Raw genomic sequence first — 14969 nt, 5'->3', positions numbered from 1 at the left:
TCTGCCCAAAATGCAACCCCATCTCCTCAAGGTGCAGCGCATGATTTTAAATCATCTTCCCAAAATGCAGCCGAATCTGCTAAACGTGCAGGGCAGGATGTTAAGTCATCTGCCCAATATCTAGCCGAATCCACCGAGGAAAATATGGATACGGATATTCACATCTCCGGCACTCCTGAACTCAAGGATCAAGTGGTCATTCATGACAAGAGAATCATTAAGGATTAGGTAAAGTAAGGACTTAACTCTAGCTTGTTCAAGCTAGCCCTAAGAGACTTTAACAGAGAGTGGATCTTAGAAAAGAGTCCACTCTTTTCTGTTTAGGAGGAATACGCTCACCTACGGTTAAACAGAGAGTCTATTTATTGAGGAACTCTCCCCCTGAAGAAGGATAGATTCCGTTCATAGTTCATAATAAGTTGTAGCCATTTGGCGTAACTGCTCACCGCAACAAATTTGCGGTGAGCAGTTACAATTTAACTCAGAGTGCGCCACTTAATATTTCCTGACTAAGCCCGAAGGTTCGAGATTGTTTTGCAATGTGCAAGATCATTTCAGGGCTATTGAAAGCCCACACTTTACCTCTACTCAGGTCAGTGCTGGGTAATTTACCCCCTAACTATTTAATATCCAAATTGCAAAGTCACAGAAGCTTCTACCTGCTGTTCCCCTCCCACCACAGGCGTTGTAGCGTCAGCAGCAGCCATGCGAGCACCAGCCAATTGCCGATACATTGGAGGCGGCGCGATCGCACCGTTGACTTGAATGCCCAGAATCTCTCCCCGCTTGAGGTTGAGGGCGCTCAAGACTGCATCCGCTTGCGCTTGAGCATCTTGAGTTGCTTTGCGGAGTGCTTGTTCTCGAGCAGATTCGATCGCACTTTCGGTGGCGGCAAAACTCACGCCGTCGATGCGTGTGGCTCCGGCATTCACCGCATCGTCAAGCAAAGTGCCGGCAGATGCAGTATTAATCCGAAAACTGACGGTATTGGTCGCCGTATAGCCCGTCAAGCGCTGTTGGTTGTTGTCGAAGTTATAAATGGGATTAAGGGTGATGCCGGCAGTTTCGAGTTTTTCCACTTGGCGCGATCGCAGCAACTCTACCACAGCGGACGATCGTCTCGCCGCTTCCTGCTGCACCTCGGCCGCCGTTTTCCCCTGCACCTCAACCCCCAGCCGCACTTGTGTTTGAGTTGTAGGAATCGCTTCCACACCCCGCCCAGTAACACTCAGCGTTCTGATCCGCTGTTCTTGAGCCACCGCAGGATCTAATCTCACGAAACTAACGAGAGTTAAGGTTAAACACAACGCTGTTAGCAGACTACGGAAATTAATGCGATCGCGACGTTGCAAATTTGAATTCATAAACTTGATTCTCCTCACATACAACAGATGCTATACTTTACCTTGCCACTGAAATTGCTAAATATCCGGGTTGTTACATTTTTAGCAACTAAAAAAATAGTCAGTAATATAGTCAGTAATTTTGATATCCTTTCTCTTCGCTGTGCTTATCTCCCTGGTCAGCTTTCCACTTAATATCTTTGCAAAAGTGAGATGCACCCATTAAACAGTCTGTGACATATTCCATAACGACGGGCTGTTGGGTATATTCACCCGATCGCTTTTCGATTAAGCTGCGCCACGTTAAGGATTCTAAGGACTCTAATAGGGTCGCCCGTGAAATTGCAGGTACAATGTTGGCTTGCAGTTCAGCAATGGTTGTATATTCTCGATTAATCGCCAACAAATACATGATGGTTTTTTCTACGGGCGACAATCGCTCAAATTGCCGAGTTAACAAGCGGCGGATGCCATTAAATACCAGTGTCTTTTCTTGCAAAAATGTGGCAATCTCTCCATCAAACAAACTCTGAATTGAGGCAGAAACTATTTTTACTACCAGCGGGTTGCAACAATACAATTCACAAAGTTGGCGTTTTTCCGCATCGGTTCCCACGAGTTGCTTGGAGTCAATGAATGCCAGGGATGTTTCCCTGGAACCTTGCACAGAAAGCGATCGCACTGCTCCGTTTAAATCTTCTAATATGGCGACTTTTGAGGATTTCTCACGACTGGTGAGTAAAATACAACTCTGATGACTGGCTTCTCCCAGTAATTGAAATAAGTCACCATAGTCTGTGAAATCTTGCTGGTAGTATCCGGCGCAATTGCCTGCTTGTAAAATCGTTTCTTGATTATCCAAAATCACCAAACAGCGATGGGTTTGCAGCCAGTACAGGAGTCGTTCGGGTTTAGCTTGGATATCTTGCTGGTTAGAAAGGAAAGGCACCAGTTCGGACAACAACGTATCTAAGAGAGGGGCGTTACGGAGCGATCGCCAAATAATAAATTCAAATTGTTCTTGTAAGAGTTGAGCGACTTTAGCCGCTAAGGTACTTTTACCGATACCACCCATTCCCACCAAAGCAATCAGTCGGCAGCGATCTTGTATTATCCATTGAGTAAGGGTTTCAATCTCTTCAACTCGACCTTGGAAGCTGGAAACATCGATCGCCTCGCCCCAATCTATTGACGGTTGGATTTGAGGTTGGGGAGTGGCGATCGGGGTATCAAAGTGAGTGAGAATGCCGCGCAGGTTGGTTTTGTTGACTTTGCGACCCAATGCCTCACTTACGATCTTCCAGAATTTGGGACCTATGTCCCGTTGGAGATAGTTGATGGAGTAGCCCGATCGCTCGGCGATGCGATCGTAGGTCAAGTTGTTCCAGGCACCGTATAAAAGGGCAATTTCAACCTCAGTGAGCGTTCTAGCGATTTTGCGGGCGATCGCATGGTTGACAATCTCCAATGCCTGCTCAAATTCCATCTATTTTCTCGCTATGTATAAAACTGCCTCTACCTTAAATCATACTTTCCATACTTGACAAGTCCATACTTTCCTGTAAAGACAGCATCGGGGAGTTGGGATAGATTATTAACAACCAGGGGTTACAAGGCTTGAAAGCTTAATCATCTACAACTCTCTATAGATAACCACTTCAGAGACAACACATCAACAGGTTATCTGCTCTAATTGTGAAGCATTTACATAACGTTAGTAACACTGATAGCCGATTTCATTACGGTAGCTTTGCTGTGCAAATCTAGTGTAAATATGTTGCCGATTAAGAACCAAGATATCCAAATCAAGCTGCTATCTCATTTGATAATTATTTATTAAAGTTATAATTAGGTATTCATACTTATGACAAATATTTTATTAGTTCCGATACATTTAGATGCCTTGCATCTCAAATATGGGACAAGTGTAGCAGAGGCAATGGTAGAGTTTAACCGGCTCCCCTATGTCAATGGAGAAAGAGATGTAAACCCCGATACTGTTAATTTAAGTGAATCTATTGTTTCTCAGCCTTTCCAAAATAAAAATCTTTATTTAAAAGCAGGTATTCATTTGCACTGGGCTTTACCAGATGCACTCACAAAAGAAACTAGAAGTGGAGAATTTCCCACGGTTCCTAACCGTTGGTTAATCACTCGCCGTAATGGGAGCAAAACGAAACATTGGGTAGTGGAAAGTGATTATCTAAGTACAGATTTCAAGGAGGATAGTGTTACTTATCCTTATAAGACTGATACAAATTCCTTACCATTCCGATATTTAGGAAGAAAATTAACCGAAGAAGAATGGTTATTAGAACAAAAATCGCAAACTAAGTCAGAGTATTTGGAAAAATTGACTGCTGTGGGATATGGCGAACCTACTTTTGCCGCTTTTTATCCTCATTGTCGTAGTGTGTTTGGGTTTCATGATTCAGAGTTTGAGGATTTTACTTCTATACCTGCAAATCTTCAATATGACGTTATTGGCTGGTATAGTGATTCAAAACAGGATTATTTAAGTGAATTCTTTGAGGATTTTAAAACAACCTTCCAAAAAGATTTTCCAAAAGATGCCTTAAAGCCTGAAGACTTTATTGATGCTATTGAACAAGAATTAAAATGGAAGTTTCAAGTCCCTTACGAGAAAGATAAGAACGATCCTCAAAAAGATCGTCAAAACTTTATTAATGCTGTTAAACCTCAATTAGAGTGGACAGGTGATAATTTTAATCAAGATTCTAAAACTCTCCAAATTATTTGTTACTCTCGACTTACATTCTCTTCCCCTATTACTCAAAACCCAATAGATGATAAAGTTCATATTCAATTAGCTGTTGCCAATACAGGAACAGAAGCATTATCGGCTTATTTAGCTGAAACTCTTGATAAATCTCAGAATAAATCTCAGAAAGTAATTATTGAGGAACAATTAGAAGCATTACAGTTTGCAGAAAGTTTAGAAACTCAACAATTAGACACAGGAGCAAAATTTCAAGAAATTCGCCATGAAGCAGGATTTAATGGAGTTTTAGGAGGTTTTTTGTGGAAAATTAACTTAGAAACAAAGGATTCAAAGTCAGAAAATCAAGCAACTCCAACCAAACTAAGTTTACCTTCAGAAATTGCATCTTTACTGGATCAAGTTAACCAAAAGCAGCAAGAATATGATTGTGAGTTAGCAAAAATAAATTCCAGACGCAGACAACTGTTTTCTGATTGGTACAAGTATATGGTTTCTACCTATCCGCCTGAAGACAGTTGGGATAATTATCCTGATATTGATGCCGTTAAGTATTATATTGAAGAAAAAGGACTTAAACCACTTGAAGATAAACTCAACGAAATAGGAAAATTAAAGTTATTTCAAAATGAAGCTAAAAAATTGAATCGTGCATCAGGTTCAGGCTCTTTTTTCACCCATGAATTAGCCGGAATGATTAATGATTTAATTGGTTTAATTGATTCTCTTAATAAGCAATTACAAGATAAATATAATAAATTAGATAAAGAGGAAAAAGAAAAAACACCTTATCCTCCAACTTATTGGATAGAAAGAGTGAGTAGTCCTCGTTATTGGCAGCCGAAAGAACCTGTTGTTTTAATGGTGGGAGAAGCGGTCAAAGCAAGTAAACGGCATGGTCAAGATGGTCGCCTTAACAAAGATGGATTACTTGAGTGTCGGATTATAAAACTTGATAAAACAATTCCAGATTTAAAAACTATTGAGGATTTTAAGCCTATTTTTACTGAAATTAATAACATTGCTTCTCAACAGACAGAAAAAATAGGTTTTAGTATTTGGAATAAGCAACCTTGGAATCCATTTTTATTGGAATGGTTAGTTGAGTTATTTCCTGTTGCTAATGGCAGCAATAAAACATCTGACAATCGTAACTATAGCGATGATTTCCTAGTTCAAAATTATACACTTGAGGCAAATGATGTGGATCTATCGCCAAAATCTAAGCAATCTCTTGTTGAAGATGTGAGAGACAATCGCATTAAAACAGATTCCGCTCCTAATATTTACAGTGGTTTCAGTATTTTAACTCCCTATGCTAATTCATTATTGCAAGAAAGAATTAAAGAGTATTTAGAAAAATATGGCAAAGATGAAAATTATCAAGTTCATCAAAAACTGAGAGAGTATGCAAAACATTTACAAAATCCGAAGTCAATAAGAGATGAAGAAATAGAAGGTTACTTGCGTAAAAATATTTCTAAAAAATATCCTCAATATGAAGATATAAAAAATATTGAGGCTAATCCATACCTAGGAAAACTAGAAAATATAGAAAAACTCAAGAAATGGTACGAAGAACAAAAATTAATAACGATTCCTCATCCTATTGATACAGCTACAAAAGCTCAAGCAGAACTAAAAAGCCTTAACTGCTTATCACAAGCCCTAGGTGGATTTAATGAAGCTTTATTGATGCACAAACAAACTTTACAATTAGGCATTCAAGATCCTATTGGCTTTGAAGACTACCAAACTTTTACTAATGCAGTAGCAGAAGCAGTAGAAGATGAAATTAAAAGTGCGCCTCAACCGTTAGATGATTTTAGCCCTATTCGTTCTGGAGAAATGCGAATTATTGACTTACAGCTAATTGATACCTTTGGACAAGTTAGAAATTTAGACTGGAAAGAATACGTCATTAAGCCAGAAAGCATGAAAGCAACCGAAGATTATCGAATAGCTCTTCCACCTCGATTTGTTCAACCTTGTCGGATTAATTTCCGTTGGTTGTCTGCTAATGAGCAAGATAACTGTGAAAGTAACGATCATCCTGATACAACTCCTATTTGTGGTTGGATTTTACCGAATAACTTAAATAAAAGTTTGATGATTTATGATAATCAAGGTCAAGCTTTGGGATCTATTAATCTTAATGGGGAATGGGATAATGCCCCTGGAGCTAATCAAATAGACCAAGAAGAAACTCCTAATATATCAAACATTCATTTACAGAAACTGGTAAAAAATCTTATTAAGTTAGGGAAAAATGACTCAGAAAAAGATAGCTCAGGAAAAATTTTCCTTGATGAATTTAATACTTGTTTGAATAATGCACTCAATAATATTGATCCAGAAAATTTTGCCCAGCATCAAAGTTTAGCCTTATTAATGGGTCGTCCAATTGCATTAGTCCGAGCATCAGTCAATCTGGAATTATTGGGGTTCCCCGCCATTAACCAGGATTGGAATATTTTTCAGAAAGAAATGCAGCATAATATTAGCCTTGAAGAAAGAGATACCGATAATTTTATTAATGTTAGATTTCCTATTCGGATTGGCGAATATCAACAACTCAATGATGGAGTCATCGGCTATTGGAAGGAACAAAAAATTTCTAAAACCGAAGAAAAATATAATTATGAATACGAAAATAATATATTTTATGCTCAACAAAGTGATAGTAATGAATCTCTATATATTGAAACTCAGGATTGGGATAAAAGTAATAATGCAGAGGGAGTAGAAGAAGGAGCAATTAATATTGTTCAGTCCATTAGCAGTCCACCGCAAATATTAACTATGTTAGTAGATCCAAGATGTACTTTTCATGCAACATCGGGAATTTTGCCCAGTAAAGCAATTACAATTCCATCTAAACATTATACGGAAGCATTAGCAAACATTAAGGTAACATTTCTAACTTCTCCTATTTTGACTGAGATCAGTCAGATTCATCTTCCTTTACTTAATGAACCAGAATATAATTGGTCTTGGTTAGAAAAAAGAAAAGATAAATGGTCTGAAATTTCCACGATACCATTTATTGAAAAAAAAACTTTTATAAAATACCTTGAAAATAGACACCCCAAACTAAATTATGAATCATGTTGGCAAGTTTTATTAACTCAAAACTGGCTTGAACCAACTCAAAAAGCTAAAACAGCAGATGTAGTTTCTAAAGATAAAAGACTAAAGTTAACAGGGATATTAGAAGGTTTTGATGATATAATAGAAGAAATCTTTGATTTGTGTAAAATTACAAGTGATTCAGTTACTACACCATTTATTGAAATTATTGAAAAAGAAGCTTTTATAAAACATCTTGAAAATAGATACCCCTGGCAGGTTTTATTAACTCAAAAGTGGCTTCAACAAACTCAAAAAGCTGAAACAGCAGATGTAGTTTCTAAAGATAAAAGACTAAAGTTAACAGGGATATTAGAAGGTTTGGATGAGCTAATAGAAGAAATTTTTGATTTGTGTAAAGTTGCAATTGACCCAGTGACTACTAAGGCCAAATTTTCTAGTCAACAAGAAATTCGAGAAGGATGGTTAGTGCTAAAAAAAGATTCAAGCTAACCTGATATTTTGAGTTATTATTAATTATTGTGTTGTTTGAAATGAATTAACAAACTTAGGTGTTATCAATGGAACAAATCAGCATTAACTTAACGATTGAAGAAGTCAATAAAATTCTCGACTCTCTAGGAAACCGGCCTTATATTGAAGTTTTTCAATTAATTAATAAAATTCAAGCTCAAGCCGAAGCGCAACTGCAAGCAAAAAAAATCCGAGAACAACAATTAAGTCAAGAAGCTGAGCAATCTTAAAATAGATTGAAAAGTCAAAAAATTGCCAAATTAGTTAAACCCATACAAGGAATTTATCATGACAAACTCTAACAGCAGTAATGTAAATCTAGTATCTATAAAAGGCACTGATATTTTTCAAATCTTTCTCCAAGATGAGGATGGACAAAATATTCTTAGCATTGATGATGGTGCATTAAGGCAATCATTAAGAATTGAAATAGTGAATACTTCTGGTAGAAACATAGAATATCAGGAAGTTGGCACGCCAGGGACTCAAGAGGGCTACCATTTTTGCATTTTATTCCGACCGGGTACCTTAGTAGATCCTGAAAAAATTACTCTCAAGAAGGAAGACGGATGGGAGATGAGCCTTTCAGATAAGGATAATATATTTTATTTGCGAAAAGCCGAGCCTAATTCTGAAATTAAAAATGGTGAAAGGGTTACTCTAACCCTACAAAATATTGGTGCTGCACCTCAAGGGGGATCACGAGGAACACGGGTAGAAATTAAATATAATTATCTTCAGTACAAAGGTTCCACTGAAATCATTAGTGGTTATCGTTTAGAATACCTCAATATTGTTAATCAAAGAGGAAAAAAACAAGTTCCTATATATGCAGGATTTTTGGGTTCTAATACCATTATTAATGATGGAACAGAAAATGAATTAACACTCTCGATACAGTTACTTCCTCTACTTAATTCTTCATTACAAGCTAAATCATTAGTAGGTAAAAAATCATCAGTTGAAGATACATCTAAATTGCCCGAATTTGATATTAATTCAATTCAAGATGTACAAATTGCTCCCAGTAGCTTAGAAAGGATAATATTGCAAAATATTATTTTCTCTTTGGGTAAAAACAATGAGCTTAAGACTTTTTTTGATTCATTGTCAAAACTTTCTTTGGTTATTAAGAATTCGGATTTGACAAATAATATTAATATTTTCTTGAATGATTCAAATGAAGATGAAAATAAATATAAAGCATTAAAATTGATCATAGCAGAATTGAATAAATCTAACAACCCTCTTGTAATTAACCTAACAAATAGCATTTTAGAGAAGTTTTTTTTTCAATTTGTTGTTGGTGAAAAATTTAAAACTGTATCTCAAGAGATTTTAGTTTATTTTATTTATTTATCCAAAGATTTAGGATTTTCTTTTTCCTCTGAAAATTTATCTAAACTGAAAGAGCTTACAATTATTCATCATAAGAAGGAGGGAGATACCGATAAAAGATCATTAACTTCGCCACCAGTTGCATTAAAAGACTTAGACGAAGGAATTAAATTCACTATTTCTTTTGATGTTGCTATGAATGAGCAGTCTAATAATAATCAATGGGCTTTAGTTTCTCAAAATGATGTAGATACTATTGGAATAGATATTATTAAAGATGGCACTATCGACCGCCAAAACTGGATAGAAAGTGGTCAACAAAAACAGGGAATGACGCCTCAATGGAGTTTTACTTATATTCAAGGATTAAACCTAGAAAATAGACAAGAAATTCTCAAGTTAAGTATTACTAAGCTCAAGACTCAGCTTCTTTCTGGCTATGCTAATCTCTATGTTCACTATGAGAATATTCCGGGGTATTGGGATGGATATATTACAGTTCCCATTCATAAAGGTCCTCTGGTATATCGGGAATATGAAGGGACTAATAAAGTAAAAGTTGGCTGTGTGGGAATTGGGACTGATGAACCCCAAGCCAAGCTTCATGTTAAGACAAATGACCAATTAGGTATTGCCTTAAAAGTAGATGGAAATTCAAACCTCACCGGCAAAGTGGGAATTGGTATTGAACCTGGAAATGAACAATTAACAGTAAAAGGTGATACTGCGATTGTAGGTAATCTTTCGGTTACTAATGATATATCTGTTGGAGAAAAAATTGAAGTAATGGCTACGGGGGATGAATTGGGTAAAAAACTTTACTTTAGAGGTGCAACAGAAAACACTGATTCAATTTGGATGTCTCGATTTAATAGTGGTGCAGATCGAAGTTCTTTAAGAATTTGTCTTGGCGATGACGGAGAAAATGCTTTAGAAATTGGTTACACAGATCATACAAATAACGGACAATGGAAAAAAAGGTTTTCAATTGCAGCGAAAGGTGATACGAACATCACGGGTAATCTTTCTGTTACTAATGGCAGAATTGGTATTGGTTCTTCAGATTTTTCTAAAGAACCTTTAGTAATTCGAGCCGTAGGATCACAAGAAGGACTTATTGCTTTTGAAGGTCCTGATACTGATAAAGTAAAAAAATGGGTAAAAAAATGGCATATTGAACAGAATTATGGTGGTAATACACCAGGATTAAACTTGGTAGAGACAGGTGTTTCCGACTTTCGATTATTTATTCAAAAAGGCAGCGGTAATATCGGAATTGGAGCAGGAACTCCTAATAATGGGAAATTAGAAATTAAGCAGACAGAAGCTAACAAAGGTATTGTCTTACATCATCACACGCAAAATATCAAATGCAGAATTGGACTTGAAGATAATGGTAACTTCTTTATATTCCGAGATGATCCAAATAGTAATTCAAGAGGAATATACATGAATAATACCAATCTTTATCTTCATGATATTACTCTTATCGCATCTTCAGATATTTCATTAAAAAAAGAAGTATCCAATTTAAATAATATTTTGAATCAAGTAATTCAACTTAATCCTGTTCGCTTTATATGGAAAGATAGCGAAATCTGTAATATAGGATTTATAGCCCAAGAAGTAGAGCAAATTTTCCCCGAACTTGTTACTTCTATAAATAATGAGAAGGGTGAGTTGAAAGGACTTGCTTATACCGATTTTGGAGTTCTGGCGATCGCTGCTATTAAAGAAGTAGCGCAAACCATTGAAGAATTAAGTCTAAAATGTGATAAATTAGCGCAAAAATCTAATGATTTAGCGATAGAAAACCGAGAATTACAGAGGAGGCTAGAAATATTGAAAAATTGAGAAGCAATAAAGTTCATTAAATTTTTTATATCAGGAGTTTATCCAAAATGGCTGACAACAATTTACTAGATACTCAAAAACCCATAAAAACCATCTCTGAGTTTTTAGAAGCTATAAATGCTAAGTATGAGTTAAAGTTACCGACTGATTTTTCTGGCGATAGTCCTGTAGCAAAACTGATGCAAATGCCTATTAAAGTTGAACTAGGAGATGGAAACAGTATTTTATATGAGGCTAGGGGTGATCCTTTTAACTTTGAAAAACCCAATTTAACTGCTTGGGTGATTATCACGGTTAAAACATCTACGACAGTCTAAAAACTCAATTGATTACTTTTCACTAAATTGCAAAAAAGGAAAAACAAAAATCGTGGCCACAACTCCTACAATTACTAAAACTCCTACAACTAAAGTAAAACTTGGTGTTACTTTTGATCTGAATGGTGAACCGATCGCTTTACAACCAAAAGAAGCTATTGATCAGATTAAAGAAAAGGGAATCGAATTAACTTTACCCCAAAAAGTTAAATTAGGAAAAGCGGGTGATGGAATTAATAGTATTCTTGAGAATTTGAAGTCTGATTATCGTGTTTCTGTGGTAGAAGGTAAAAAGAATATCAAAGAGCAATTACCTGCATTTAAAATCCTCACAGATACCTATGATAAAGTAATGACTGCTGAACTATCTGTTGAGAAATTTCATGTTAAAATTCCGGGTTCGGGCACAGTAGAAAAATCCACTCTCTATACAATTGGTTTATCAGCAGTTTGGGGAAAGAGTGATCAAGGTACTGATTTATCAGGCTTAACTCTTACTGGAATTTATTTAGAGATCAGCAATGAAGAAACAAGCACTGAAATAGAAAAAACCAACACTTAAATAGAAGGAAGCCCATAGAACTGCTCAAGAACCTAGTTTTATAAAATAAAATTAGATTCTACAAAGCATTTTTAATCGTTAAAGTAGGGTGAGTTTTCCTCACCTTACTTAACTTTAGATATTAAGAAAATTCTAAATTTGCTATAAATTTAGAATACTAAAAATAAAGAATATATAAAAGTTACAAATGACTAAAAATCAAAAGCTAAAAATTAAATTAGATTTTAAATTAAAAACATCAGGAAATCCGATCAATTTTTCTGTAGTTAGTTTATTACGGGATGAGAGTTGTTTATTACAAGGAAAAATTAGTTCTGAAGAATCTATCAATATCAGAAATTTTGTTGATGCCTTTGATGCTGAGCTAGGAAAGCCAATACCTGATGATATAGAAATTAGTCTTGATAAACTTTTATTGGTTTTCAACAAAGAAAAAAATACTACAAAAATTCTAATTTGTCTAGGTTTGGGAACAGAAATTAATTTATCTAAGCTTCCTTTAATTGGTAAACGATTTTCTTCCGAACAAACCGTTTCGATTCAAGATTTTCAATTAATCTACGCTTCTCAAGATTTTGATAATAAAACTCAACTAATTACAGAACTTGCCCCCGAAAAGATTCTTGGAGGACTGGCTTTATCTGCTTCACTTAAATTTAGTGATCAACAAAAAACTTTAGATATTGCAATTCCAAAAAGTTCTCAATTATCAAATTCATCAAATAATCAATCTAGTAATACGTCAACTCCTCGATTATCACCTAATACTTCAACTTCTATAGAAAATACTAACTCTTCAACAAAACCACAAAAAGAAAAATCAAGTGCAATTGAAACATCTGATGGCACTAAATGGTTTGACCTCAAAAAGAACTTTGGTCCTGTTTATTTCCAGCGAGTCGGGGTAAAATACCAAAACTCAGAAATCTGGTTTTTCCTTGATGCTTCAATTTCCTCCGCCGGCCTCACTCTAACATTAGATGGCTTATCGGTTGGCTCATCCATCAAACAATTCAAGCCTAAATTTAACCTGCAAGGACTTGGCATTAGCTACGAAAGCAAAGGAGGAGTGTCTATTGGTGGAGCATTTCTGAGACGCACTATTAACGGTAAAGACGAATATTCAGGTGCATTGATTGTCAAAACTGAAGCCTTTACCCTCACCGCGATTGGCTCATACACGACTACAGAGGAAGGACATCCTTCTCTCTTTATCTATGGCATTCTAGACAAAGCCATCGGTGGCCCTCCCTTCTTTTTCATTACCGGCCTCGCTTTAGGTTTCGGCTACAATCGTAGTTTAATACTTCCCACCCTTGACCAAATTCCCAACTTTCCCCTTGTCAAAGCTGCTTTAAATAGTGCAAAAGTAGATGTAGACGGTTTAAAGGCAATTCAAAAAGAGTTAACACCTTACATTCCCCCCAAAACAGGGGAAATATTTTTAGCAGTAGGCATTAAATTTACCTCCTTTAAAATTATTGATTCCTTTGCCCTCTTTGTCGCCACCTTTGGTGATCAATTTACACTCAACTTAATTGGCATTTCTACCCTTATTTCCCCTCCTCTTTTAGTAGAAGATCAACTAATTCTAGCAAAAGTTCGCTTTGCTCTCCTCGCCCGTTTTGTCCCTGCCGAGGGAACTCTCAAAGTTGATGGTAAAATCTTACCGGATTCCTATATTTTTGACAAAAAATGCACGATTAGTGGTGGATTTGCTTTTTATAGTTGGTTTAAAGATCCACATGAAGGTGATTTTGTCCTAACAGTTGGCGGTTATCATCCTAAATTCAATATTCCTCCCCATTACCCTAGAGTAGATCCCGTTGCCTTAAACTGGCAAATTAGTCCTGAATTAAACGTTAAAGGTAGTGTTTATTTTGCCCTCACTGCTTCAGCGATTATGGCAGGAGGACGACTCGAAGCCATTTGGGAATCGGGTAATAAAAAAGCGTGGTTTATAGCCAATGCTCATTTTATCGTTGCTTGGCAACCCTATTTTTATGAAGCTGAGATTAGTCTGAGAATGGGAGCATCCTACACTTTTAAGATAGTTGGTGTTCGTAAGACAATTTCTGTTGATTTAGGAGCAAACTTACATATTTGGGGACCAGAGTTTTCGGGAACGGCTACGATTGACCTTCAAATTATTTCCTTTACTATTGCTTTTGGTAGCCGGTCTTTCACAAAACCAAAACCTCTCAGTTGGGAAAAATTCAAAGAGTCTTTCTTGCCTGAACAAGTTTGTACCATTGGAATAGAAAGTGGATTGCTGCGAAAAGTAGGGGAAGGGAAGTCTGCAATCTTTATTGTTAATTCCAAAGAATTAGTTATTGCTACTTCTTCCGTAATTCCGATTAAAACAGCTAATGCTAATATTTTTTGCTTTAGTATAACTGAATCTGAAGATTTATCTTCTATTAAAACAGAATTAAATAAAAATCATATATCAGATAATTTGAAAAATAAGTTTAGAAAAAGCAATAAATTTCTATCATCAGCAGCAAGTTCTGAAGCAATCAAAGAAAATGAAACCTGGATGATTACTGATGGTATTAACAAGTATTTTTTGTTTATAGAAAAAGGTAGTAACAATAAAGACAATAAAGATAAAGAAATCAAAGACATTCTCAATCTCAATATTTATATAGAAGAAAAAATTGATACAAAATATCAATTAAATTCATTTGGTATTGCACCAATGAATCTTAATACAAGTAATTTTACTCAATCAAGATATAATATTAGAATTACAAATTATGAGAAATTTTCTTTGGAACCTATTTATAAAAATATTCCCGCAGGGTTATGGGGACAATCAACAGAAGTTAATATTAACGGAGAACTTATTAAAAATGTATTATCTGGGTTTAAAATTAAACCTGCTAAATCTGCTAAGCCTGGAAAAACTAAAGCTATTGACCGAAAAAACTTAGCTTATGATATAGAATCAATAGAAAGTGCATATCAATGGAATAATTCATTTCTTAAATTTTTAGAAAATGAAGTAAAAGATGAGAATACTCGGCAAGAAAAAATTGGTGCAAGTATAATTTTTGAACCTGTGGAGAAGGCAAGAAACACCTTACTACAAAGTTTAGGATTGTCTATTAGTGATATTGATTTAGGAGATTTTAACCAAGAAAATATAGAAGAAGCATTCATAATTTCTCCTTGCTTACAATCCTCAATTTAACCCAATTATCTAACTA

The 14969-nt window shown here is 35.7% G+C and carries 8 protein-coding genes and 1 pseudogene; 7 read left to right on the top strand and 2 right to left on the bottom strand.

Features of this window, described 5'->3' with window-relative positions; genetic code table 11:
- Positions 1-228: pseudogene (locus QUA24_RS01810) on the top strand (hypothetical protein); the annotation flags it as partial.
- A 395-nt stretch (positions 229-623) separates the two neighbouring features.
- Here QUA24_RS01810 and QUA24_RS01805 read toward each other — a convergent pair.
- Both QUA24_RS01805 and QUA24_RS01800 read right to left on the bottom strand, forming a co-directional pair.
- Positions 624-1364: an SIMPL domain-containing protein gene (locus tag QUA24_RS01805; RefSeq protein WP_333226737.1), complete on the bottom strand. Its 741-nt coding sequence runs from the start codon at positions 1362-1364 to the stop codon at positions 624-626.
- A gap of 112 nt (positions 1365-1476) precedes the next feature.
- Complete coding sequence (locus tag QUA24_RS01800) at positions 1477-2829, bottom strand: NB-ARC domain-containing protein (RefSeq protein ID WP_333226735.1); 1353 nt, start codon at positions 2827-2829, stop codon at positions 1477-1479.
- A 378-nt stretch (positions 2830-3207) separates the two neighbouring features.
- On the opposite strand from QUA24_RS01800, the gene QUA24_RS01795 reads away from it, so the two are divergent.
- The 6 genes from QUA24_RS01795 (at position 3208) to QUA24_RS01770 (ending at position 14953) form a co-directional block, all read left to right on the top strand.
- Positions 3208-7665, top strand: a complete 4458-nt coding sequence (locus tag QUA24_RS01795) for a hypothetical protein (protein WP_333226734.1) — start codon at positions 3208-3210, stop codon at positions 7663-7665.
- A 68-nt stretch (positions 7666-7733) separates the two neighbouring features.
- Positions 7734-7916 carry a hypothetical protein gene (locus tag QUA24_RS01790; protein WP_333226732.1) on the top strand — a complete coding sequence of 61 codons (183 nt, stop codon included), beginning with the start codon at positions 7734-7736 and terminating at the stop codon, positions 7914-7916.
- A 58-nt stretch (positions 7917-7974) separates the two neighbouring features.
- Positions 7975-10878: a tail fiber domain-containing protein gene (locus QUA24_RS01785; RefSeq protein WP_333226730.1), complete on the top strand. Its 2904-nt coding sequence runs from the start codon at positions 7975-7977 to the stop codon at positions 10876-10878.
- 47 nt (positions 10879-10925) lie between these two features.
- Positions 10926-11195, top strand: a complete 270-nt coding sequence (locus tag QUA24_RS01780; RefSeq protein ID WP_333226728.1) for a hypothetical protein — start codon at positions 10926-10928, stop codon at positions 11193-11195.
- A gap of 52 nt (positions 11196-11247) precedes the next feature.
- Positions 11248-11757 carry a hypothetical protein gene (locus tag QUA24_RS01775; protein WP_333226726.1) on the top strand — a complete coding sequence of 170 codons (510 nt, stop codon included), beginning with the start codon at positions 11248-11250 and terminating at the stop codon, positions 11755-11757.
- A 187-nt stretch (positions 11758-11944) separates the two neighbouring features.
- Positions 11945-14953, top strand: a complete 3009-nt coding sequence (locus tag QUA24_RS01770) for a DUF6603 domain-containing protein (protein WP_333226724.1) — start codon at positions 11945-11947, stop codon at positions 14951-14953.
- Positions 14954-14969: the final 16 nt, after the last annotated feature.

Source organism: Microcoleus sp. Pol12B5, assembly GCF_036701335.1.
In the GTDB taxonomy this organism is placed as follows: domain Bacteria; phylum Cyanobacteriota; class Cyanobacteriia; order Cyanobacteriales; family Microcoleaceae; genus Microcoleus.
This window is presented reverse-complemented; position numbering and strand designations above follow the sequence as displayed.

Coding starts and splice junctions, on each gene's coding strand:
- QUA24_RS01805 (WP_333226737.1), bottom strand. CDS start 1,364: ATGAATTCAAATTTGCAACGTCGCGATCGCATTAATTTCCGTAGTCTG.
- QUA24_RS01800 (WP_333226735.1), bottom strand. CDS start 2,829: ATGGAATTTGAGCAGGCATTGGAGATTGTCAACCATGCGATCGCCCGC.
- QUA24_RS01795 (WP_333226734.1), top strand. CDS start 3,208: ATGACAAATATTTTATTAGTTCCGATACATTTAGATGCCTTGCATCTC.
- QUA24_RS01790 (WP_333226732.1), top strand. CDS start 7,734: ATGGAACAAATCAGCATTAACTTAACGATTGAAGAAGTCAATAAAATT.
- QUA24_RS01785 (WP_333226730.1), top strand. CDS start 7,975: ATGACAAACTCTAACAGCAGTAATGTAAATCTAGTATCTATAAAAGGC.
- QUA24_RS01780 (WP_333226728.1), top strand. CDS start 10,926: ATGGCTGACAACAATTTACTAGATACTCAAAAACCCATAAAAACCATC.
- QUA24_RS01770 (WP_333226724.1), top strand. CDS start 11,945: ATGACTAAAAATCAAAAGCTAAAAATTAAATTAGATTTTAAATTAAAA.